At 63.6% G+C, this 18,959-nt stretch carries 20 protein-coding genes and 1 tRNA gene; 8 read left to right on the top strand and 13 right to left on the bottom strand.

Annotated features, from left to right (window positions below; genetic code table 11):
- Positions 1 to 6 precede the first annotated feature (6 nt).
- Positions 7 to 894: a TIGR04086 family membrane protein gene (locus AC5RTB_RS08860; protein ID WP_494060696.1), complete on the bottom strand. Its 888-nt coding sequence runs from the start codon at positions 892 to 894 to the stop codon at positions 7 to 9.
- Between the two features lie 105 nt (positions 895 to 999).
- Between AC5RTB_RS08860 and AC5RTB_RS08865 the strand changes: the two genes are divergently transcribed.
- Positions 1,000 to 1,500 (top strand): DUF456 domain-containing protein, encoded by a 501-nt coding sequence (locus AC5RTB_RS08865; protein ID WP_494060697.1) that lies wholly within the window; start codon positions 1,000 to 1,002, stop codon positions 1,498 to 1,500.
- 16 nt (positions 1,501 to 1,516) lie between these two features.
- Here AC5RTB_RS08865 and AC5RTB_RS08870 read toward each other — a convergent pair whose 3' ends face one another.
- From AC5RTB_RS08870 to AC5RTB_RS08880, 3 genes are read right to left on the bottom strand one after another with little or no spacing between them, the layout of a single operon-like run.
- The gene (locus tag AC5RTB_RS08870) at positions 1,517 to 1,639 is read right to left on the bottom strand and encodes a hypothetical protein (RefSeq protein WP_494060698.1); all 123 of its coding nucleotides are present in this window, start codon (positions 1,637 to 1,639) and stop codon (positions 1,517 to 1,519) included.
- A gap of 46 nt (positions 1,640 to 1,685) precedes the next feature.
- Entirely contained in the window at positions 1,686 to 3,164 is a 1,479-nt protein-coding gene (locus AC5RTB_RS08875) for a S10 family peptidase (RefSeq protein WP_494060699.1), read from the bottom strand.
- A 32-nt stretch (positions 3,165 to 3,196) separates the two neighbouring features.
- Complete coding sequence (locus AC5RTB_RS08880; RefSeq protein WP_494060700.1) at positions 3,197 to 4,663, bottom strand: DHA2 family efflux MFS transporter permease subunit; 1,467 nt, start codon at positions 4,661 to 4,663, stop codon at positions 3,197 to 3,199.
- Positions 4,664 to 4,732: 69 nt separating this feature from the next.
- On the opposite strand from AC5RTB_RS08880, the gene AC5RTB_RS08885 reads away from it, so the two are divergent.
- Both AC5RTB_RS08885 and AC5RTB_RS08890 read left to right on the top strand, forming a co-directional pair.
- A tRNA-Ala gene (locus AC5RTB_RS08885) sits at positions 4,733 to 4,805 on the top strand.
- A gap of 194 nt (positions 4,806 to 4,999) precedes the next feature.
- Positions 5,000 to 5,461, top strand: a complete 462-nt coding sequence (locus AC5RTB_RS08890; RefSeq protein WP_494060701.1) for a MarR family winged helix-turn-helix transcriptional regulator — start codon at positions 5,000 to 5,002, stop codon at positions 5,459 to 5,461.
- Between the two features lie 63 nt (positions 5,462 to 5,524).
- On the opposite strand, the gene AC5RTB_RS08895 is transcribed toward AC5RTB_RS08890, so the two are convergent.
- The 3 genes from AC5RTB_RS08895 to AC5RTB_RS08905 are packed head-to-tail and all read right to left on the bottom strand — an operon-like array spanning position 5,525 to position 7,421.
- Positions 5,525 to 6,208, bottom strand: a complete 684-nt coding sequence (locus AC5RTB_RS08895; RefSeq protein ID WP_494060702.1) for a DUF3618 domain-containing protein — start codon at positions 6,206 to 6,208, stop codon at positions 5,525 to 5,527.
- Positions 6,205 to 6,657 (bottom strand): phage holin family protein, encoded by a 453-nt coding sequence (locus tag AC5RTB_RS08900; RefSeq protein WP_494060703.1) that lies wholly within the window; start codon positions 6,655 to 6,657, stop codon positions 6,205 to 6,207. Before AC5RTB_RS08900 ends, AC5RTB_RS08895 begins: the two co-directional genes overlap by 4 nt.
- Complete coding sequence (locus AC5RTB_RS08905) at positions 6,657 to 7,421, bottom strand: hypothetical protein (protein ID WP_494060704.1); 765 nt, start codon at positions 7,419 to 7,421, stop codon at positions 6,657 to 6,659. Before AC5RTB_RS08905 ends, AC5RTB_RS08900 begins: the two co-directional genes overlap by 1 nt.
- Positions 7,422 to 7,621: 200 nt before the next feature.
- Here AC5RTB_RS08905 and AC5RTB_RS08910 point away from each other — a divergent pair, with 200 nt between their 5' ends.
- The gene (locus AC5RTB_RS08910) at positions 7,622 to 7,864 is read left to right on the top strand and encodes a CDGSH iron-sulfur domain-containing protein (RefSeq protein ID WP_494060705.1); all 243 of its coding nucleotides are present in this window, start codon (positions 7,622 to 7,624) and stop codon (positions 7,862 to 7,864) included.
- Positions 7,865 to 7,934: 70 nt separating this feature from the next.
- Here the strand turns inward: AC5RTB_RS08910 and AC5RTB_RS08915 are convergent, their stop codons facing one another.
- The 3 genes from AC5RTB_RS08915 to AC5RTB_RS08925 form a co-directional block, all read right to left on the bottom strand.
- Complete coding sequence (locus AC5RTB_RS08915) at positions 7,935 to 10,040, bottom strand: FG-GAP-like repeat-containing protein (RefSeq protein ID WP_494060706.1); 2,106 nt, start codon at positions 10,038 to 10,040, stop codon at positions 7,935 to 7,937.
- A gap of 266 nt (positions 10,041 to 10,306) precedes the next feature.
- Positions 10,307 to 10,579 carry a hypothetical protein gene (locus AC5RTB_RS08920; RefSeq protein WP_494060707.1) on the bottom strand — a complete coding sequence of 91 codons (273 nt, stop codon included), beginning with the start codon at positions 10,577 to 10,579 and terminating at the stop codon, positions 10,307 to 10,309.
- Between the two features lie 180 nt (positions 10,580 to 10,759).
- Positions 10,760 to 11,986, bottom strand: coding sequence for an alpha-hydroxy acid oxidase (locus AC5RTB_RS08925; protein WP_494060708.1), 1,227 nt, complete (start codon positions 11,984 to 11,986; stop codon positions 10,760 to 10,762).
- Between the two features lie 76 nt (positions 11,987 to 12,062).
- Here AC5RTB_RS08925 and AC5RTB_RS08930 point away from each other — a divergent pair, with 76 nt between their 5' ends.
- Complete coding sequence (locus AC5RTB_RS08930) at positions 12,063 to 12,743, top strand: FadR/GntR family transcriptional regulator (protein WP_494060709.1); 681 nt, start codon at positions 12,063 to 12,065, stop codon at positions 12,741 to 12,743.
- A gap of 6 nt (positions 12,744 to 12,749) precedes the next feature.
- Here the strand turns inward: AC5RTB_RS08930 and AC5RTB_RS08935 are convergent, their stop codons facing one another.
- The 3 genes from AC5RTB_RS08935 to AC5RTB_RS08945 form a co-directional block, all read right to left on the bottom strand.
- A complete protein-coding gene (locus tag AC5RTB_RS08935) occupies positions 12,750 to 13,214 on the bottom strand; it encodes a MarR family winged helix-turn-helix transcriptional regulator (RefSeq protein WP_494060710.1) in 465 nt (154 codons plus the stop codon).
- A 78-nt stretch (positions 13,215 to 13,292) separates the two neighbouring features.
- Complete coding sequence (locus tag AC5RTB_RS08940) at positions 13,293 to 14,441, bottom strand: glycerate kinase (RefSeq protein ID WP_494060711.1); 1,149 nt, start codon at positions 14,439 to 14,441, stop codon at positions 13,293 to 13,295.
- The gene (locus AC5RTB_RS08945) at positions 14,438 to 15,451 is read right to left on the bottom strand and encodes a LacI family DNA-binding transcriptional regulator (RefSeq protein WP_494060712.1); all 1,014 of its coding nucleotides are present in this window, start codon (positions 15,449 to 15,451) and stop codon (positions 14,438 to 14,440) included. Before AC5RTB_RS08945 ends, AC5RTB_RS08940 begins: the two co-directional genes overlap by 4 nt.
- Before the next feature lie 204 nt (positions 15,452 to 15,655).
- Here AC5RTB_RS08945 and AC5RTB_RS08950 point away from each other — a divergent pair, with 204 nt between their 5' ends.
- Genes AC5RTB_RS08950 through AC5RTB_RS08960 form a run of 3 tightly spaced genes read left to right on the top strand, consistent with a single transcriptional unit; the run spans position 15,656 to position 18,875 of the window.
- Positions 15,656 to 16,792: a Gfo/Idh/MocA family protein gene (locus tag AC5RTB_RS08950; RefSeq protein ID WP_494060852.1), complete on the top strand. Its 1,137-nt coding sequence runs from the start codon at positions 15,656 to 15,658 to the stop codon at positions 16,790 to 16,792.
- Positions 16,789 to 18,003, top strand: coding sequence for a dihydrodipicolinate synthase family protein (locus AC5RTB_RS08955; protein WP_494060713.1), 1,215 nt, complete (start codon positions 16,789 to 16,791; stop codon positions 18,001 to 18,003). Before AC5RTB_RS08950 ends, AC5RTB_RS08955 begins: the two co-directional genes overlap by 4 nt.
- A complete protein-coding gene (locus AC5RTB_RS08960; RefSeq protein WP_494060714.1) occupies positions 18,000 to 18,875 on the top strand; it encodes a sugar phosphate isomerase/epimerase family protein in 876 nt (291 codons plus the stop codon). The genes AC5RTB_RS08955 and AC5RTB_RS08960 overlap by 4 nt, the downstream gene beginning before the upstream one ends.
- Positions 18,876 to 18,959 lie beyond the last annotated feature (84 nt).

Genomic DNA, 18,959 nt, shown 5'->3' on the forward strand with positions numbered 1-18,959 from the left:
TCGACCTTACCGGGTGTTGTCGATCGCGTTGTAGTCCGTACGGTCAATCTTGCGGTGGTACCGCATGCCGGCCAGTCCGCCCAGCACTGCGCCGGCCAGAGCTGCGAGCAGAGCCACGACGACGGCGATGATGCCGGCGGTGGTCAGGGTGCCTTCATTCAGGGGCAGGCGGGGGAAACTGTTCAGGTTGGCGAGGACATCGAACTGCGATCCGAAGATGAGTCCAAGGAGGGCAACCACGATGGCGATGATGATCGCCCACAGCCAAACAGCGAGACCCTGCTTGGCTCCGTTGAACCGTGCCATGCGTCCTGCCACGTACCCGCCGCAGAAGTAGGCAAGGAGCAGGATGACGAGCAGGATGATGGCGCTCGTGATGCCGACCGTCTGGGCATTCTGTGAAGCCTGGTTCGCTGCTTCGTTCAGGGTGGTGTTGGTCGACAGTCCGAAGGCTGCGCCCGCTGCCGCAACGAGCGCGGTAAGCAGGACCGCCATCCCGGTTGCAGTCAGCCAGCCGAAGAAAGCGGCGCCAAACTTCATGCCGCCGAAGGTCTCTTTCTGCCGCTGGTGGAGCGCGTCCCGTTCGGCGCCGTCGGGAACGGGCGTGACATCGCGGTCGTAGTCCCGGTTGCGGTTGTGGTCGGGATCGAGGTTGCGTTCGCCTCCGGGACGACGTCCATGCCTGTCACTGGTGTGCGACACGGGGATGGCTGCGGTGCGCTCGGATCGGTCGTCGACGCCGTCGAGATCGCGGTCGAGGTTGATTGCGCGGGTCTCTGCCTCCGAACTGCGTGCGTCGTTGCGACGGGAGTCCCCGATGTCCGGTGTTGCAGACTCGTCCACATGCTTCGGACGATAGTCCCGATCATGGTTCCCTGTTCCTGGTGTGCTCATTCTGCCTCCTGATTCAGGGCCCCTAAAGGCCATATCGTAAGCAACCTTAGTATTCCGCCGTCGTGTGGACAAAGACGCCACTCCGGCGGTGGCATGCTTGGGAGCATGGATTGGGAGATTCTTGTGACCGTGATCTGCGGGTTGGCCATCGCCGTTGGAGTGGCGGGCGTGGTCATTCCGATCCTGCCCGGCAGCATTCTGATCATCGCGGCACTGCTGGGGTGGGCGCTCGCGGTGACGAGCGGTCCCGGTTGGGTCGCGCTCTCCGTGGGCGGAGTATTGGCGTTGGCGGGGCTATTGGCAGGGACCATATTGACCGGGCACAAGCTGCGTCAGCGCAGGATCCCGGGGCGTTCCATCACCATCGGCCTGGTCCTCGGCGTGGTGGGCATGTTCATTATTCCCGTAGTGGGGCTGATCGTCGGCTTCATCGTCGGTCTGTTGCTGAGTGAGGCTGCACGACTGCACGACTTCCGGGCGGCCCTGTCCTCGAGCGGTGCCGCACTCAAGGCTCTGGGTGTTGGGATCCTGGTGGAACTTCTGCTTGCGTGCGCGGCAGGCAGCGCATGGGTTCTGGCCGTATGGGCGCATTTCGCCATGCGCTGACCCGCCTACGCTTCGCTTACCGCCTGTAGCCGCGGTTCTTTCCTCGGCTGTACCTGGTGTTAGTACGGCGCTGCTGGCCCTTGCCGAGCACTTTCGACGCGATGACCGGTGCGAGCATCCAGAGGATCTTCTTCAGCATGTTGTTCCGCCTTTCGAGGAATGGACCTCCATAGTAAGCACACTGACTAATTCTGTGTCGACTGGAAGGTGACGAATTCCTTGAGGGCGGTGAGCTGAGCGAGTCTGCATTCGGGCTTGAGGTACATCATGTGGCCGGCCTCGTGATAGTGGTGGGAGATCCGGTCTCGCGCGTCTTCATTGAGCGCCATATGTGCGAACACATACTCGGCTGCGAAGTGCGGAGTGGCGCCGTCCTGGTAACCGTAGTCCACGTGTACCCGCAGGGCCGGATTGTGGACCATCAGCCGCTCAAGCACGTCGCTGACGTCAACGGGTGCGCCTTCGAAGGTTCGGTAACTCCAGGGTTGGACCCGCGCGGTAAGGATCTCATAGGGGAGGTCGTTTTCGTACCCGAGCTCGGCGCGCACGTAATGGTTGATTGCCGCCGCAAAAGGCCCGGTGATGGCGCGCATGCTCGGATCGTCCGTTGAACTGGAGGACTGCAGGTTGGCGGGCCGCGCGGTGAATCGACCGTCAATCCTGCCCACTACCAGGCCTTCCGTCCTCAGCAGTTCCGCAGCGAACTCGTGGTACTCCCAGCGCAGGTTGGTGCGGCGGATGAAGGCCTCATCGAGGGTGGTCAAGGCGCTGAGGCGGGTAACGACGTCGTCGTATTCGGATGGTGTCAGCCGCGCGCCCTGGGTGAGGGCATACCCGAAGTCGCGGGAAGCGAATTCTTCCGCTTCCCGAACGACGTCCGTGAGGTCCCTGTCGGGATGGCGGCCGTGATAGTGCGCAATCGCGGCGTAGGTCGGCAGGTGGAGCGCGTATGGGGTGTCGCTGCCCGGGAAGAAACGGAGCGTGGACATATTGAGCACTGTCGAGATGAGTCCCAGACCGTTGACCGCCATGCCGTAGGCGTCGAATAAGCGTCCTGCGACGGCGACAGCACGGAGCGTTCCATAGGATTCACCGACGAGGTACTTCGGCGAGAGCCACCGGTTGTTGCGCGTGGTCCAGAGGCGAATGACTTCGGAGACGAGGTCACGGTCTTCGACGAAGGCGTGGAACTCGTCGGTCTTCTCGCCCTCGATGACCCGGGAGAAGCCTGTGCTCACGGGATCAATCAGGACCAGGTCGCTGTGTTCGAGCAGGGTCTCAGGGTTGTCGACAAGACCGAAGGGCGGGGGAGTCATGGTGTCGACGTCGCCTGAGTCCACCCTGCGTGGGCCCAGCAGGCCGAGGTGCAGCCAGACCGACGAGGAGCCGGGCCCACCGTTGAAAGCGAACGTGACCGGTCGGGTGATGGTGCTGTCGTCCTTCGTGTAACCGACGACGAAGATCTCTGCCTTCGGTTTGAAGCCCTCCGACTTGCCGTCCTTGATCTCTTCCCGCCGCAGGACGAGCCGCCCGGTAGTTGTGGTGTATTCGAGACCTGAGGGGGTGGTGTGCTGTCGTGTCACGAAGTCGTCGCTGACTTCCTTGACGGCAGCGGGCTCACTCTTCTCGGCGGTGGTGTCTTCCGTTGCAAATTCTTCAGCCATTACCCGAGCCTAGCGGTGGTTACGGTAGGCAACTACCCCCGTTTGGTGGTTTGCCTGGTGTGGCCGACGTCCGCACTCCAGGGCTGGTGCTGTTCCGGGCGAGCGAAGAACAGGGCCGCAACCAGACCGATGGCAATAACGGTTGCCGGCAGGAGCAGTGACTGGCCCATGGCCGCAGCATACTCGGCGGCCCGCTCCGGTGCGCCCAGCGCATCATTGGCGACGAGACGCGCCTGCATAATCGCCGCGATACCGGCGCTGCCGATCACTGCTCCCACCTGCCGTGTGGTGTTGTAGACACCGGAACCCGCACCGGCCAACGACGGCGGGAGGTTGCGTGTCGCTGTCAGCGACACTGGAGCCCAAATTCCTGCGCTCGCCAGACCGACCAGCGCGAGTGGCAGCATCAGGAGCCAAATCGGCGTGTCCGGCCTGAGCAGGGACGCCAGCCAGAACAGCGCAACTGCCATTCCGGTGAATCCGAAGATTGCCATGTATTTCGGGTTGCCGCGCTGTACGACTTTTCCGACGAATGGGGCGAGCGCTCCGGAGATGACCGCCATGGGAACCAGCAGCATCGCAGCTTCCGTGGGGGAGAGGTTGCGGACGTTCTGGGCGTAGAGCATCAGCGGCAGGCTCATGGTGGTGATGGTGAAGCCCATCGACGATATTGCGGTGTTGGCCAGTGTGAAGTTGCGGTCGCGGAACAGCTTCAGTGGGATGAGCGGTTCCTTGCGGTTGAAGCGTTGCCAGACGAGGAAGGCGCTGAACAGGACCACTCCGGTGATGATGAGGGACCATACGGAGATCGGGCCTGCGATGGTTCCCCAGTTGTAGCTCTCGGCCTCCTGTAGACCGAACACCAGGCAGAACATTCCTGCTGCACTGAGGATCACGCCGAGGAGGTCGAAAGAGTGGCTGTTGGTGCTTAATTTCGGAACGTACCGGTAGGCAAGCACCAGACCGACGACGCCGACCGGTACGTTGACAAAGAAGATCCACTCCCAGCCGAGAGAGTCGACAAGAACACCGCCCAGGATTGGTCCCACGAGAGTGGCGATGCCAGCGACGGAACCCCAGAGACCCATGGCAGAACCGCGCCGGTCCGGAGGGAAAATCCGGGTGATGACAGACATTGTCTGCGGCGTCATCAGCGCGGCACCCAACCCTTGGATCACCCGGGCGAGGATGAGCAGTTCGATGGTGTCGGCAAAGCCGCACAGTGCGCTGGACACGGTGAACACCGCCAGACCGGCGAGGTAGACCCGCCGCGGGCCGAATCTGTCGCCGAGCCTGCCCGAGATAAGCAGCGGTACCGCGTATGCAAGGAGGTATGCGCTGGTGACCCAGATGGCGCTGTCGATATCCGCCTCCAGCGCCTCCATGATGGCGGGGGTGGCAACGGACACGATGGTTGAGTCCACGAGGATCATGAAGAACCCGATGACGAGCGACCATAACGCCGGCCAAGCCCGGATCTCCGTAACGGAGGAACGCATGGTTCGAGGGTACAACCGGGTCCAGACATTTGGTTCTCGGCCCGGATGCTGGGGTATCTTTGTTGCTGCGGGGCCTTAGCTCAGTTGGTAGAGCGTTTCGTTCGCAATGAAAAGGTCAGGGGTTCGATTCCCCTAGGCTCCACTCAAAATCCCCTTGTGACCGCTGGGGGCAGTTACGGGTTGTTCCCTGAAACCGGTCTACCCAATACCCTGCTATCTCCCGGCGTGCCCGGTGAGCAATACGCGTTGCGCGCTAAACAGTGATAGGAAAGAAACCATCCGTGGGCTGACGGGCTGCGAATTCCTAAGTCCGGACCACGATGAAAAGAGGTGGAGATGTCGGAAACAGATCTTTGGACCACCGAGAGACTGCTCACCACCGCCGCCCGCCTTACAGAAAACGCCTGGAATGAGCGTCTGCTCGCAATCGGCATAACTCACGCAGCCTTCATCACACTGCGCTCGATCGAGACGAAGGGTCCACTGTCCCAGACCGAGCTGGCGGAGCAGTTGCACGTCACAGCCCAAACCGTCGGCCGAACGCTGGTTCGCCTGCAGCAACAGGGACTGGTATCACGCCAGAGCAGCGAGAGCGACCGGCGAACATTCGTCGTGAGCCTGACTCCCCTCGGCAGGTCACGGCTCTCCGAGGCTGAGCACCACGAACGTGAATTCATGCAGAACCTGCACCGTGCTTCTCCAGAGCTACGGCGGCTCTTGATGAAGCTGATCGAGGATCTGCTGCCCTCCGGTCCCAACCCGGCGGCACCGGGTCAGCCGAATGGAACTCCTGTCTGAGCAGAACAGGCCGGTGGCGCTGCGTGAACTGCATGCAGCGCCACCGGCCTGTTTGCGTGGCAGTTACGGTGTGCTCGAGCTGTCTGAGCTGCTCTTAACGTTGGACTTGGCATCCTGAGCGCGGTCCTTGACGTCAGAGGCTGCGCTGGTGCCCTCTTCCTTCACCGTGTTGACCGATTCGGTGGCGGTGTCCTTGACGGAGTCCATCGCCTGCTGCGCCGGCTCCTTCATGTCCTCAGCGACCTGCTTGGCTGCGTCGGAGACTTCGGAAACGAGGGGCTGGGCCTTCTCCTTGACGGTTTGAGCCGCTTCCTTCTCCTTCTCGGTTGCGGGAATGAGCGATGCTGCAAGCATGCCCGCGCCGAAGGCGATCAGCCCGGCGGCGAGGGGGTTTCCCTGCGTCTTCGAGGTAATGCGCTGCGGCGCTGACTGAACGGCCCCGCCGGCCTGGTGCATGAGGTCCCCAGCGGAATGGGCTTTGCCCTTGGCCGAATGGGAAGCGTCATGGGCGGAGCCGACCACATTTTCCTTGGCGTCCTGGGCCGTTCCCATCACGCTGTTCTTGGCGTCCTGGGCCGTGCCCATCACGGTGTCCTTGACGTTGCCAAGCTTGTTTTTAACCTTGTCGGTCTGTCGCTGCGCGATGTTCGACGGGCTTACCTTGTCGGCAACAGCATCTACATCGGCGCCGAGCTCGCTGCGGGTGCGTTCAATGTCCGCGCGGATTTCATCAGGTGTCTGGTTCATGGCGTGTGCTCTCCTGGTTTCAACGTAGGCGGAATTTCCTTGGCTGTCTCAGCGGTCTGCGGCATGCCCTTGATCGATTTCATTTCTTTCTTGCCCTTCAGGGCGAGGACCGCGGCGATAATTCCCCAGATCACTGCAACGATCACTGAGGCCCAACCGAGGCCCACAAGCTCTGCCAGGCCCCACATGAGGGCGAGAGACAAGAAGAGAAGTACAAAGTGCCCGGCGACGGCGGCGCCGCCGAACATTCCAGCACCCTTGCCCGCGCGGGTTCCAGACTCGCGCAACTCGGCTTTCGCAAGCTCAAGTTCCTGGCGCATCAGCGTCGACAGGTCACGAGTGACCTCGCCGAGCAGCTCCCCGAGGGATGCATCCGAAGCGGAGCCACTGGTGGAGCTGGACGGTGGCGGTTGCGCCGCGTGCGATCCGTGGAGGTGTTGTTCAGTCATTATCGGAAGTCCCTCCCTGATTCAGTCCCGCTTACTCCAGGCTGCGTGAGCGGAGTGGTGGGGGTGACGGTCGGCGTCGTAGTTGGCGGCGCTACCGGCGGAGTGTCAATGCCCGCGCCGTAGGCCGGCAGGTCCGTTCCGTACTCATCGGGGACCGGCGGGTAGGTAGCCACGTGCTGTCCGCCCGTTGCTGAGCCGGCGGGTCCGCCGGACGAAGGCGCGCCGCTGGAGCCCGAACCGCCCGTCATTCCGCGGGTAAGGCGTCCAGCCAGGAGGCCGGCACCTGCGGCGATCAGCAGGAACGCTCCCGGACGGCGGCGGGCGAAGCCGGTGACTTCATCCAGTAGGGATCCCGGATCCCGGCCCTCAAGCCAGGAAGCGGCGCTGTCGGTGCGCTGCGCCACCTGCTGCACGAGCTGCTGAGCGGTGCCGCCCTCGGACTTGTCAGCCATGGACTTGAGTTCGTCGGTGAGGGAACGCAGGCCTTCGGTGACGCGCTGTTGCTGGCTGCCGGCCTGGCTCTTCAGGCCCGAACCCAACTCGCCGACCAGATTCTTGGCCTGCGTGCCGGCTTCGTTTGCCACGTTCTTTGCTTCTGCCCCCGCGGTCTGTGCGACGCCCTTGGCTGCGTCTGCGCCCTGCCGCCCTACATCCTTGGCTTCATCCTTCGCAGCAGACTTAGTGGACTGTCCCGAGGTTGAGGGGTCCTGTGCGCCCGGCGTTGAGGTGACCAGCGGGTCTTCTGACCAGTTCGTTGTGCTCATAATGACTCCTTTATTGATGTGGAGGACTCCTGGGAAGTAAGTCATCGCATCTACACAATAAGCATGCTTAGCATATGACCACAAGACCGCAACGAAAACTCTCCTTCGACCGGGAAGCTCGCCGGACCCTGCGTGGACAGCCAGCTTAGTATTCTGATCGATAGACGGCTAGGGTCGTAGCTCGCAACGAGGGAGACATCATGAGTTCACCATCCGCATCACCCGGGAACGACGACATCAGTATCGTCGCCTGCCCTGATGGGCCTTTGCTGGTGAGGGGCGACGTCCCCATTGTGACTCCGTCGGGCGAGCCGGTGCCCCGCCGTCGTAAGACCGTCGCGCTATGCCGGTGCGGTGCCTCGGCTATCAAGCCGTACTGTGACGGAACTCATAAGCTCATCAACTTCCGCACCGAGCCGGACCTGCCCGACGTTCAGGAGTAGGGAAAAAGCGAAAAGGCCGCCGATACCGCTGGAAAGCGATAACGGCGACCTTCTCTCGTAAACCCGTGGGTTACTCCGCTATGTACATGTCCTGCCAGCCCCTGCCGATCTTTTGCGAACCGCTAAAGCGTCCTGTCCCGTTACCGGTGTAGAGATACAGGTCACCGTTGCTGCTGCGTGCGATCAGGTCGGAGTTGGAATCCGCGCCCCATGGTCCCGGGCCGGCGAATGCTGTCATCCCGCTCCAGCCCGAGCCGATCTGCGACTTGGCCAGGAAGTTCCCCTTTCCGTTTCCGGGGTAGAGGTGCAGCCCACCGTTTGAGTCCCGGGCGATCAGGTCCGACTTCCCGTCTCCGTTGAAATCTCCTGTGCTTAGCAGTGCGGTCATTCCAGCCCAGCCCCATCCGATCTGAGTACTGGCGCCCCAACCGCCCTTCCCGTTCCCGGGGTAGAGGTACAGCACCCCGTTGCTGGAGCGGGCAAGGAGGTCCGGGAAGCCATCACCGTTGAAGTCACCGGGTGTCACCAGAGCCGTCATGCCTCCCCAGCCGCTTCCGATCTGCACTCCTGACTTGACGCCACCGGTTCCGGTGCCCGCATAGAGCCAGAGGCGGCCCAGGCTGTCTCGGGCCACGACGTCGGAGATACCGTCCCCGTTGAAGTCACCGGGGAGGAGGATCATGTTCATGCCGCCCCACCCGGAACCGATCTGCACTCTCTGCCCGAAGGTTCCCGTGGCCGTGCTCGGGTACAACCAGAGCCGACCGTCTGAGTCACGTGCGACGATGTCCGGGTTCCCGTCCCGGTTCATGTCCGTGCGCCCGCCGGACTTAGCGGCTGGGGTGGTCGTCGCGGGAAACGGATTCGTGTCGATCGTGATGGAGGCGGCCGTGTCGGAGACGGTGTTTATCCGGACGGCGGTGCCGGCGTGGGTCATGAAGACGCTGCCGGCCTGCCAGGCGGTGTTTTCCGCATAGTAGCCGGCGTACGGCTTGCTCGAGGGCATCAGGAGGACGGACGACGCCGGCGTAAGACCGCCGCTCTGTACGATCTTCACTCCCCGGTTGCCGTTGATTGCAAGGTTCTTGTCGAAACCGACGGGAACGCGAAGCTCGAGGTAGTAGATTTCGCCGCTCTTCGGATCCGTAAACTTCACTGCCCGGTAGGCATTGGAGCCGGCCCATGGTCGAAGAGTGTAGGTCTTGCTGCCGGACGCAATTCCGACGTTGAGAATCTCGTCCCCGCGGCCGAAACCGCCGTAGTCCCAGAAACTCGAGCTGATGACGGGGGTATCGAACCATCGGGAGATGCCCATCAGGTCCGACGTATCACCGTAGTGCCGGATTTCGCACCCTGAGCCGAAGGTAGCGGTATCCGGCTGGCCGGAAGTGCACTGCAGTGAATCAGCGTGCATGAGACCCAGTACGTGGCCGAACTCGTGGGTGAGTACGTTCGTGGTGAAGTTGCTCAACTGCGAGGTGTGAGGCATCAGGATGCGGCCGCTGGTGCCGCTGCTGCTCCAGCCGTAGCCCAGATAACCCTCCTTCAATGCTGTGGGGGTGAAGACCACCAGTGCGGTGTACGGGCTGTAGGTCCACTTCAGCTCTGCAGTGACCTTGTTCATGATCTGGTCGTAGGAATCAGTGGACTTGGCAGCCGTCTTGTGGTTTACGACTCTCGACGCTACCGACATCGAAAGCCGCCCGTTGGACATGCTCTTCCAGTAGGTGCTCGATACGCCGATGGCGTTTTCGGCTGTTGTAAACGGAACAGTGGCGGTGCTGTCCGCCAGATCCAGCGTCACAAGCCGCACCTTGATGTCGCCGGCGCGCGAAAGGGTTCCACCCGCCCCGAGGGGTGATGTGGCAGCACCCTCGGTTTCCGCGTGGGAATGGCCATCATGGGGTGTGGAACCAGGGGTCGAGCCCTCGTAGGTATGGTCGGGATAGGACGGTATGCCGCCCGGGAAAAGTTCGTGGATCTCGGCCGGCTCCGTCTCAGCCGGCGCTGTCTCGGCCGGTGCAACCTGGGTTTCCAGGTTCTGCTCCGGTGCGTGGGTTGCCGTAGGAGACGGCTGAATGGTCTGCGCCGACGCCGGGTATACCCCGACAGAGAGGCTGCCCGCCAGCAGTAGGACGCCGGAGAGGGCAGCAGTGAAACGCTGAAGTGAAGGCATGAGAGTCCTTGGTGGTACGAGTGGGTCGGGGCCCACGTCGCAGTCTTCCCCGACAGCGACAACTGGCCGCTCGCAATCAGCGGCGCTTGAAAGCCCCGCCCCAAGTATAGGTTTATCAATCGCCGGTAAATCGCTGGGAATTTACAAAGGATTACGCAAAGAAGCTCAGTTTTCCCGCAGGTTCAACGCAGGAGGAATGAAAAGCTGAATTCAGGAGGAATTTGTAATTGCCCGACGTAATTATGTGCATAAACGGGCGGAGCGAATCAGGAGGCGCTGCGTGCAGCGCGCTCCGACTCGGGAGGGGTGACCGAGAGCGCATCCAGATGAACGATGACGGTGGCCTCCGCCCTGACAACCGGGCGGTTCAGCGCCATTTGGGCAAGCGCCAGCAGAAAAACGGGAAGGGAGAGCAGTACGAAGGTGAAGAGTCCGTACATCGCGATGATCGCGTGGATGGGGGAGTGGAACAGGCTGGCGATGAACGCTGCGCTGCCGAGCCAGGTCCATAGCCAGAACAGCGCGACGACATATATCACTGTTCGGGCACGCCGATATTTCAACGGATAATGCACCCGCCGCCGCTTCATTTTATTGTGACCCCCAGGTCTCGCGGATCCCGCGCCCCGCGAGTTCCTCCCATGATAATAAGCCCCGGGAAAGCTTTTGTCGCCTGGCTCGCGTTTTGATTGAATGCGGTCGCAGCCAGGCGACAAAAACTACAGAAAACGAACGTGATCGGGGGTAAGGTCCTCCACCCGGGTAGCTCCGAGCAACTGCATAGTGCGCGTGATTTCCTTCTCAAGAATCGCGACAGTCCGGTCCACGCCTGCTCGGCCTCCGGCCATGAGGCCATACAGGTACGCGCGGCCGATCAGCGTGAAGTCAGCACCGAGGGCGAGGGCCGCAACAATGTCGCCGCCGCTCATAATGCCGGTGTCCAGCATGATCGACGTCTTGCCCTTCAGCTCGGCGGCAACGTCAGGAAGAAGCCGGAGGGGTATTGGCGCACGGTCGAGCTGGCGCCCCCCGTGGTTGGAGAGCACGATGCCGTCTGCACCGTGATCCACCACCTTCCTGGCGTCTTCGAGAGTCTGGATGCCCTTCACAACAAGGTTGCCCTTCCAGACCTGGCGCAACCAGTCCAGGTCGTCGAAGGTCAGCGTTGGGTCAAACATGGAGTTGATGAGATCAGCAACGGTACCCGAGTAGCGGTTGAGCGAGGCGAAGGCCAACGGCTCATGTGTCAGGAAGTTGAACCACCAGGCCGGTCGGTAGGAAGCATCGATGACCGTTTTAAGCGTCAGGGCCGGCGGGATGGTCATACCGTTTCGGACGTCGCGGAGGCGGGCGCCGGCCACAGCGGTGTCCACGGTGACCATCAGTGTGTCATTGCCGGCCGCGGCAGCCCGCTCGATCAGCTCCATTGAGCGCTCGCGGTCCGTCCAGAGGTACAGCTGGAACCAGTTACGCCCTGCAGGTGCTGCCTTGGCGACGTCCTCGATCGACGCCGTTCCCATGGTGGAAAGCGTGTAGGGGATTCCGGCGGCTTCCGCAGCCTGGGAACCGGCGTATTCACCTTCGGACTGCATCATGCGGGTGAAGCCGGTGGGCGCAATGCCGAACGGGAGGGCAGATTCCTTGCCCAGAACCGTCACTGACGTGTCGACCTTCTCGACATTTCGCAGAATGCCGGGCCGGAATTCGATGTCGAGAAACGCCTCCCGCGCACGCCGCAGCGTAATCTCCGCCTCCGCGGCGCCATCGGTGTAATCGAACGGTGCTGTGGGTGTCCGTCGCTTTGCGATCGCCCGAAGATCACCGATGGTATTGGCGCGGCCCAACCGGGCGCTTTGGCTGAACTCCGGCTTCTTGAACTGCATCAAGGGGACCAGGTCAGCAACTTTGGGGATCCGGCGCTTGAGCGCTTCGGGCGTGTAGGACATGGGAAACCTTCGCGTCGAGATGTGGTCCGACCACAGTAGCGTCATGTGGTCTGACCACGCAAGCTAAACTTGCAGCATGCGTACCCATCAACTTGTTCAGTCCTGGCTGGAGGACCAGCTCGCGGCCGGACGGCTGGCAGTCGGCGATCGGCTGCCCGGCGAACGAACGGTGGCGGAGCAACTGGGCATCTCGCGCGCTTCGGCCCGGGAAGGTATCCGTGTACTGGAAGCCATGGGTATCGTTCGCGCGGGCGTCGGTTCCGGGCCAGGTGCAGGCACCGTTATTACTGCCAATCCGGCGGCCGCGCTGGGAGCCGCCCTCCGCCTGCACATGGCGACGTCACACCTGCCGATCGAGGACATCGTGCAGACGCGGCTGCTGCTCGAGACGTGGGCCGCCGCGCATGCCGATCCTGCCGCACCCGCCATGGATGAGGCTGCAGCGCTGCTCATTGCGATGGATGCCTCAGCGCCCGATGAGAAGGAATTCCTGCGTCTCGACGCGCTTTTCCATGTGGCGCTCGCCGAGGCGGCCGGCAATGTACTGGTCGGCGCGATGATGTCCTCGCTCAGGGAATCGATCGAGGGCTACACCCTGCGGCTTACGCGCACCCTTCCCGACTGGGCCGCCACGTCAGCTCGCCTTCGGGCGGAGCACCGCGGGATCCACGACGCAATCAGGAACGACGACGGCGCGCTCGCCGCCAGCATCGTTGCCAGCCATATTGAGGGCTTCTATAAAGAAGCCGGGTTCTAGGCCCGGCTACTGGTCTTCCACTGCGTGGAGTCCGCTCCTGCCGCGGACCTGGCGTTGCGGTTCGGCAAGTTCCTCTATCGCAGCACGGAGATGTGCCCGTAACTCGGGAGACAGTAGCGCCTCGTCCGAAACCAGCGTGCGCTCAATGTCGCGGCCCTTCTCGAGTGTCGCGAGGCCCTTCTCCGTGATCCGAACCGTCTGACTACGCCGGTCGTCATCACCCCGCGTGCGTTCGATGTGTCCCCTGGCCTCAAGGCGATTGAGTGTCTTCCCAATGGTCTGCGCCTGCACATGCACTAATTCGGCGAGCTGGGCCTGCCGAAGCGGACCATAGGCTGCCAATACGGCCAGAGCCGTAAACCCGGCGTGGGTGACATCCAGCTCCGCGAGACGCTGATTCCAAGATTGCTCAACTAGCCGCGCCGCTGTTGTAAGGAGCCGGCCTGTCGACCAGGCTGAAAGATCGGGCATGCGCTTTCACCTTCCCTGTCGAAACCGTTTATCCAACTAATCATCAGCTTACTTATGATTGGTCTGGAATCAACCGTGCTACCCGGGAAAGGTACCTGTCAACCCTGAGGAGTTCGAGAGGAGGGCCTTGAGGACCCATTCGGACGCGTCGGCTGCATAGCGCCCGGCGTCGTTCATCGCAGCTGTCACCGAGGGCGCGGTATCAGCCAGGCTCCGCGCCCGCATCACCCCGTGGGCGGCCAGATCGGCCTCCGACAGCGTGATGCGGCCGGCCACCGCCAGGACCGGGAGACCCAGGTCCCTGGCGCGATCCGCCAGGCCCAGCGGTGCCTTCCCAAACTGGGATTGCGCGTCAAGCGAACCTTCTCCGGTGAGCACCAGGTCGGCCTTTGCCAACTTCCCGTCCAGTCCGGTGAGTCCTGCAACCAAGTCGAAACCGGGCTCCAGCGAAGCGTTGGCACAGGCGAGGAAAGCGGAGGGGAAACCGCCCGCGGCACCGGTGCCGGGCTGCTGGACATCAACCCCCGTGGTGTCCTCCAGGAGCTGTGCCCAGTGGGCGAGGGCGGCGTCGAGCGTCGCGCGGAGGTCTGCGTCCGCTCCTTTCTGCGCGCCAAAAATGTGGGCAGCGCCGTCGGGCCCGTACAGCGGGTTCTGCACATCGACGGCGATGCGCAGTTGAGCAGTCTGAAGGCGGGGATCAAGGCCGGAAAGATCGAGGGAGGCCGCTCGGGACAGGGCCAGCCCGCCCAGGGGCAGTTCGGCGCCGTCGTGGTCAAGAATCTTCGCGCCGAGGGCACGCAGCGCGCCGGATCCGCCATCGGTCATGGCTGATCCGCCTACGCCGAGCACAATTTCCGTAGCGCCGGCGTCCAGCGCGGCTGCCAGCAGTTCGCCGCTCCCGTAGCAGTGGGCCGTGCCCGCCGCTTCCGGGGTTGGCGTCACGAATTCCAGCCCGCTGGCGCGAGCCGTTTCGATCACCGCAGTGGAACCCATGAGCGCCCACGGGGCCGTAACGGTGTCCTCAAGCGGTCCGCGGACGCTTGTCTCGTGCCGGACACCGCCGGATGCCAGCACGGCCTCAAGCGTCCCTTCGCCGCCGTCCGCGATGGGTTGCACAGTGATGTCGGCATCCGGCATCACCCGACGAGTTCCTGCGGCCATCGCCTCGGCAGCCTCCGCGCCCGTCAGGGTGCCCTTGAACTTGTCCGGTGCAATCAAAATTCTCATGACGCTGATCCTGCTCCTGCCGATTCACGGATGATTACTTCGCCCATGACCGGGGCCGGCGGCGCCTGGTCGGGGTTCAGGGCGAGGTTCGCTGCCTCTTCGCCCAACTGCTCGAGTGGCAGGTGGACCGTGGTGAGTGAGGGAAAGTAATCGCGCAGCGTGGGGATGTCGTCGAAGCCGGAGACAAGGGCGTCTGCGGGCACTGCAACGCCGAGGGCGCGCAACCCGGCGATGGCGCCGATGGCCATGACGTCGTTGACCGCCAGCAGGCAGACCCCACGCTCGCCGTCCAGTTCCTCCCAGCAGCGCTGCGCGGCTTCGAAACCGCCCTCTCGGCCGAAGGAACTGCCGACGACGGCGGCAGGATCCAGCCCTGCTTCATTGAGTGCAGCGGTGAATCCGGCGACGCGGTCGCGTGCTGTGTTCAGCTCGCTGGGGCCGGCGAGGATGGCGAACCGGGTGACGCCGAGTGAAACGAGTTCCCTAACCAGGGCGGCGGCACCGTCAGAGTTTCCGACCGGTACGGTCAAGCCGGAGCCGGGCATACCCCCGATAGTCACGACCCGGCCACCGTTCTGCTGGTACCGGGCGAGCTCCTGTTCCAGGTCCGGGTCGGCCTGTGCTCGCCGGGAGCCGGCCAGGATGATTGCGTCGGTGCGATGGGAGGCGAACGCGGCAACGGCGTCGTGCTCTGCGCTTTCGGAGGGGTCGGTGCTGGCGAGCAGGACCTGGCGGCGGTAGTTCCGGGCCGCGTGCTGGACGCCGCGCGCGATCGAGGAGAAGTAGGGGTCGGAGATGTCGTGGACAACCAGGCCGACCAGACCTGTGGAGGAGCGTGCGAGGGCCTGGGCCTGAGCATTGGGGACATACCCGAGCTCAAGTGCCGAGGCACGGACCCGCTCGGCGATATTTTCAGCGGGACGGCGGGACGAGCCGTTCAGCACCCGCGATGCCGTGGCCAGGGAAACGCCGGCGTGGCGGGCAACGCCGGACAGTGTTACAGCGGCCACCGGGCTCCTTTGGTAGGTGGGCTCCCCGGCTGACTGCGGAGTTGAAGGCTCCCGGCGCGGCCGGAGCCTCACAATCTTGCACATTCAGCGAGGAAGGGGGTTGACGTGGTCCTGATCACCACTCTATATTGGAAAGCGCTTTCCACCAACATTCTTCACTCTCCGGGAGTAAACGTGACAGAGACCAAGACCATCCGCATCGCGATGAATGGCATCACCGGCCGGATGGGGTACCGGCAGCACCTGGTGCGCTCCATCCTGCCCATCCGCGAGCAGGGTGGCGTCACCCTTGCCGATGGAACAAAAGTTCAGGTAGAGCCCATCCTCGTAGGACGCAACGAAGCGAAAATCCGCGAGCTTGCCCAGCAGCACAAAGTAGAGCACTGGACCACCGACCTGGACGGGATCATCGCGGATCCCACCGTCGATGTTGTCTTCGACGCCTCGATGACCTCGCTGCGTGCCGCAACCCTCAAGAAGGCAATGGCCGCCGGCAAGCACATCTACACAGAGAAGCCGACGGCAGAAACCCTCGCCGAAGCCGTCGAGCTGGCCCAAATCGCCCAGGAAGCCGGCGTCACTGCCGGTGTTGTGCATGACAAGCTGTACCTGCCCGGCCTCGTGAAACTGCGCCGCCTGGTCGATGAGGGCTTCTTCGGACGCATTCTTTCCCTCCGCGGCGAGTTCGGTTACTGGGTCTTCGAGGGCGATCACCAGCCCGCGCAGCGCCCATCGTGGAACTACCGCAAGGAAGACGGCGGCGGCATGACCACCGATATGTTCTGCCACTGGAACTACGTGCTCGAGGGCATTATCGGCAAGGTCAAGACCGTCAGCGCCAACACCGTCACCCACATCCCCACCCGCTGGGATGAGCAGGGCAAGGAATACAAGGCAACGGCCGACGACGCCGCGTACGGCATCTTCGAACTCGAAACCCCCGCAGGCGATCCTGTGCTCGCGCAGATCAACTCCTCCTGGGCCGTTCGCGTCTACCGCGACGAGCTCGTTGAGTTCCAGATCGACGGCACCCACGGTTCCGCCGTCGCAGGCCTTAACAAGTGCGTGGCCCAGCAGCGCGCCCACACCCCCAAGCCGGTGTGGAACCCGGACCTGCCCGTCACCGAGTCCTTCCGCGACCAGTGGCAGGAAGTTCCCGCCAACGCCGAACTGGACAACGGCTTCAAGCTCCAGTGGGAAGAATTCCTGCGCGACGTTTCGGCCGGCCGTGAGCACCGCTTCGGTCTCCTGTCGGCAGCCCGCGGCGTCCAGCTCGCTGAGCTCGGCCTCCAGTCATCTGCCGAGCGCCGTACTCTCGACATCCCGGAGATCACGCTATGACTTCGCTCTACCTACCCACTGCGGCTGGCTCGCTTGAGCGCTACGAGCTCGCCCCCACCACCACGTGGGCGAAGCCGACGGCACCCCTCACGGCCCGGCACGCCTACGCGGCCGCGCATGTGATCCCCGAGGTCATGGCGGACAACACCCCCGGCGCGCCGGCCGCCCTCGACTGGGACACCACGCTCGCCTACCGCCGGGAGCTGTGGTCCTACGGGCTCGGTGTCGCCGACGCGATGGACACAGCCCAGCGCGGCATGGGCCTGGACTGGCCGGCCACGCAGGAACTGATCCGCCGCTCCGGAGCGGAGGCTGCCGCCGTCGTCGGTTCCAATGCCGACGCGACCCGCGGCAAAACCGTCCGGGACCTCCTTGCCTGCGGCGCCGGCACCGACCAACTGGATCTGGCAAACCTGCCGGCAGGCAGGGCGGGACTCGACGCAGTCGTCGAGGCCTACCGTGAGCAGATCAAGGTTGTGTCCGACGCCGGCGCGAAGGTCATCCTCATGGCCTCCCGCGCGCTCGCCGCCGTGGCACAGAGCCCCGCCGACTACCAGTACGTCTACGGGATCCTGCTGGCCGAGGCCGAGGAACCCGTAATCCTGCACTGGCTGGGCACCATGTTCGATCCGGCGCTGAGCGGCTACTGGGGCAACGACGACGTCGACGCCGCCACCGCCGTCTTCCTCGATCTCATCCGCTCACAGCCGGAGAAGGTCGACGGCGTGAAGGTGTCCCTGCTCGACGCGGCACACGAGACTGCGCTGCGAGCGACCCTCCCCGAGAGCGTGCGGCTCTACACCGGTGACGACTTCAACTACCCGGAGCTCATCCACGGCGACGGAACCCACTACTCGGACGCGCTCCTTGGCATCTTCGCGGCGATCTACCCCGCCGCATCAGCAGCTCTGCAGGCGTACGACGCCGGTGACGGGGACCGCGGGCGCGCAATCCTGGATTCCACACGGGACCTGGGCAAGCACATCTTCAGCGCGCCGACCTTCTACTACAAGACCGGCGTCGCGTTCATGTCGTGGGTCAACGGTCACCAGCCCGGGTTCCAGATGGTGGGCGGCCTGCACTCCGGACGTTCGGCACTGCACCTGGCGGAAACCTTCCGCCTCGCCGACAAGGCCGGACTGCTGGCTGATCCGGAGGTTGCCGCGCACCGCTTCGAATGGCTGCTCGCAAGCTACGGGGTGGGCGCATGAGCCGTCTCTCGCTGAACACCGCGACTACCAAGAACATCACCCTGGCGGAAGCGGTCACCTTGTCCGCCGACGCAGGGCTGACGCACATCGGTGTCTGGCGCGACCGCGTTGCCGAAGTTGGCCTGGACAAGGCGGTGCGGCTCGTTTCCGAAGCCGGGCTGTCCGTCTCGAGCCTGTGCAGGGGCGGCTTCCTCACCGCTGCCGATGAAGAGGGCCAGGCAACGGCGCTAGCCGACAACACGCAGGCCATCATCGAAGCGGCAACGCTGGGCACCCGCGAGCTAATCATGGTGGTGGGCGGTCTGCCCGCAGCCAGTACGCTCATTGGTGGTCCCGCCGTCGACCCTTCCGCCCCGGGCGCGAAGGATGTCGCCGCTGCACGTCAGCGGGTTGCTGACCGGATTTCGGAACTGGTTCCGGTGGCGCAGGAGCACAATGTACGGCTGGTGCTGGAGCCCCTGCACCCGATGTACGCAGCGGACCGTGCGGTGCTCTCCACGCTGGGTCAGGCGCTGGACCTCGCGGCACCCTTCCCCGCGGAGACCGTAGGCGTCGTCGTCGACACCTTCCACGTCTGGTGGGATCCGGCACTTGAGGTCTCGATTCAGCGTGCCGGTGCCGAGGGGCGCATTGCGTCCTACCAGGTGTGCGACTGGAACCTCCCGATTGCGGCCGACGCGCTGCTCTCCCGCGGGTACATGGGGGACGGCTACATCGACTTCGAGACGATCACGCGGTGGGTTGCCGCAGCCGGTTATGCAGGACCCGTCGAGGTGGAAATCTTCAACCAGGAGATCTGGAATTCACCGGCCACCGACGTGCTCGCGACAGTCAAAGCCCGGTACGAGTCGCTCGTGGAGCCGTACCTGTAACTGCAGTTGGCCTCAGCGGCCAGAACTGCCGGAAAGGGGCAGGATCGTGGGGCAGGTTCCACGAACCTGCCCCTTTCCGGCATA

The organism is Arthrobacter sp. M71 S08 (genome assembly GCF_059089725.1).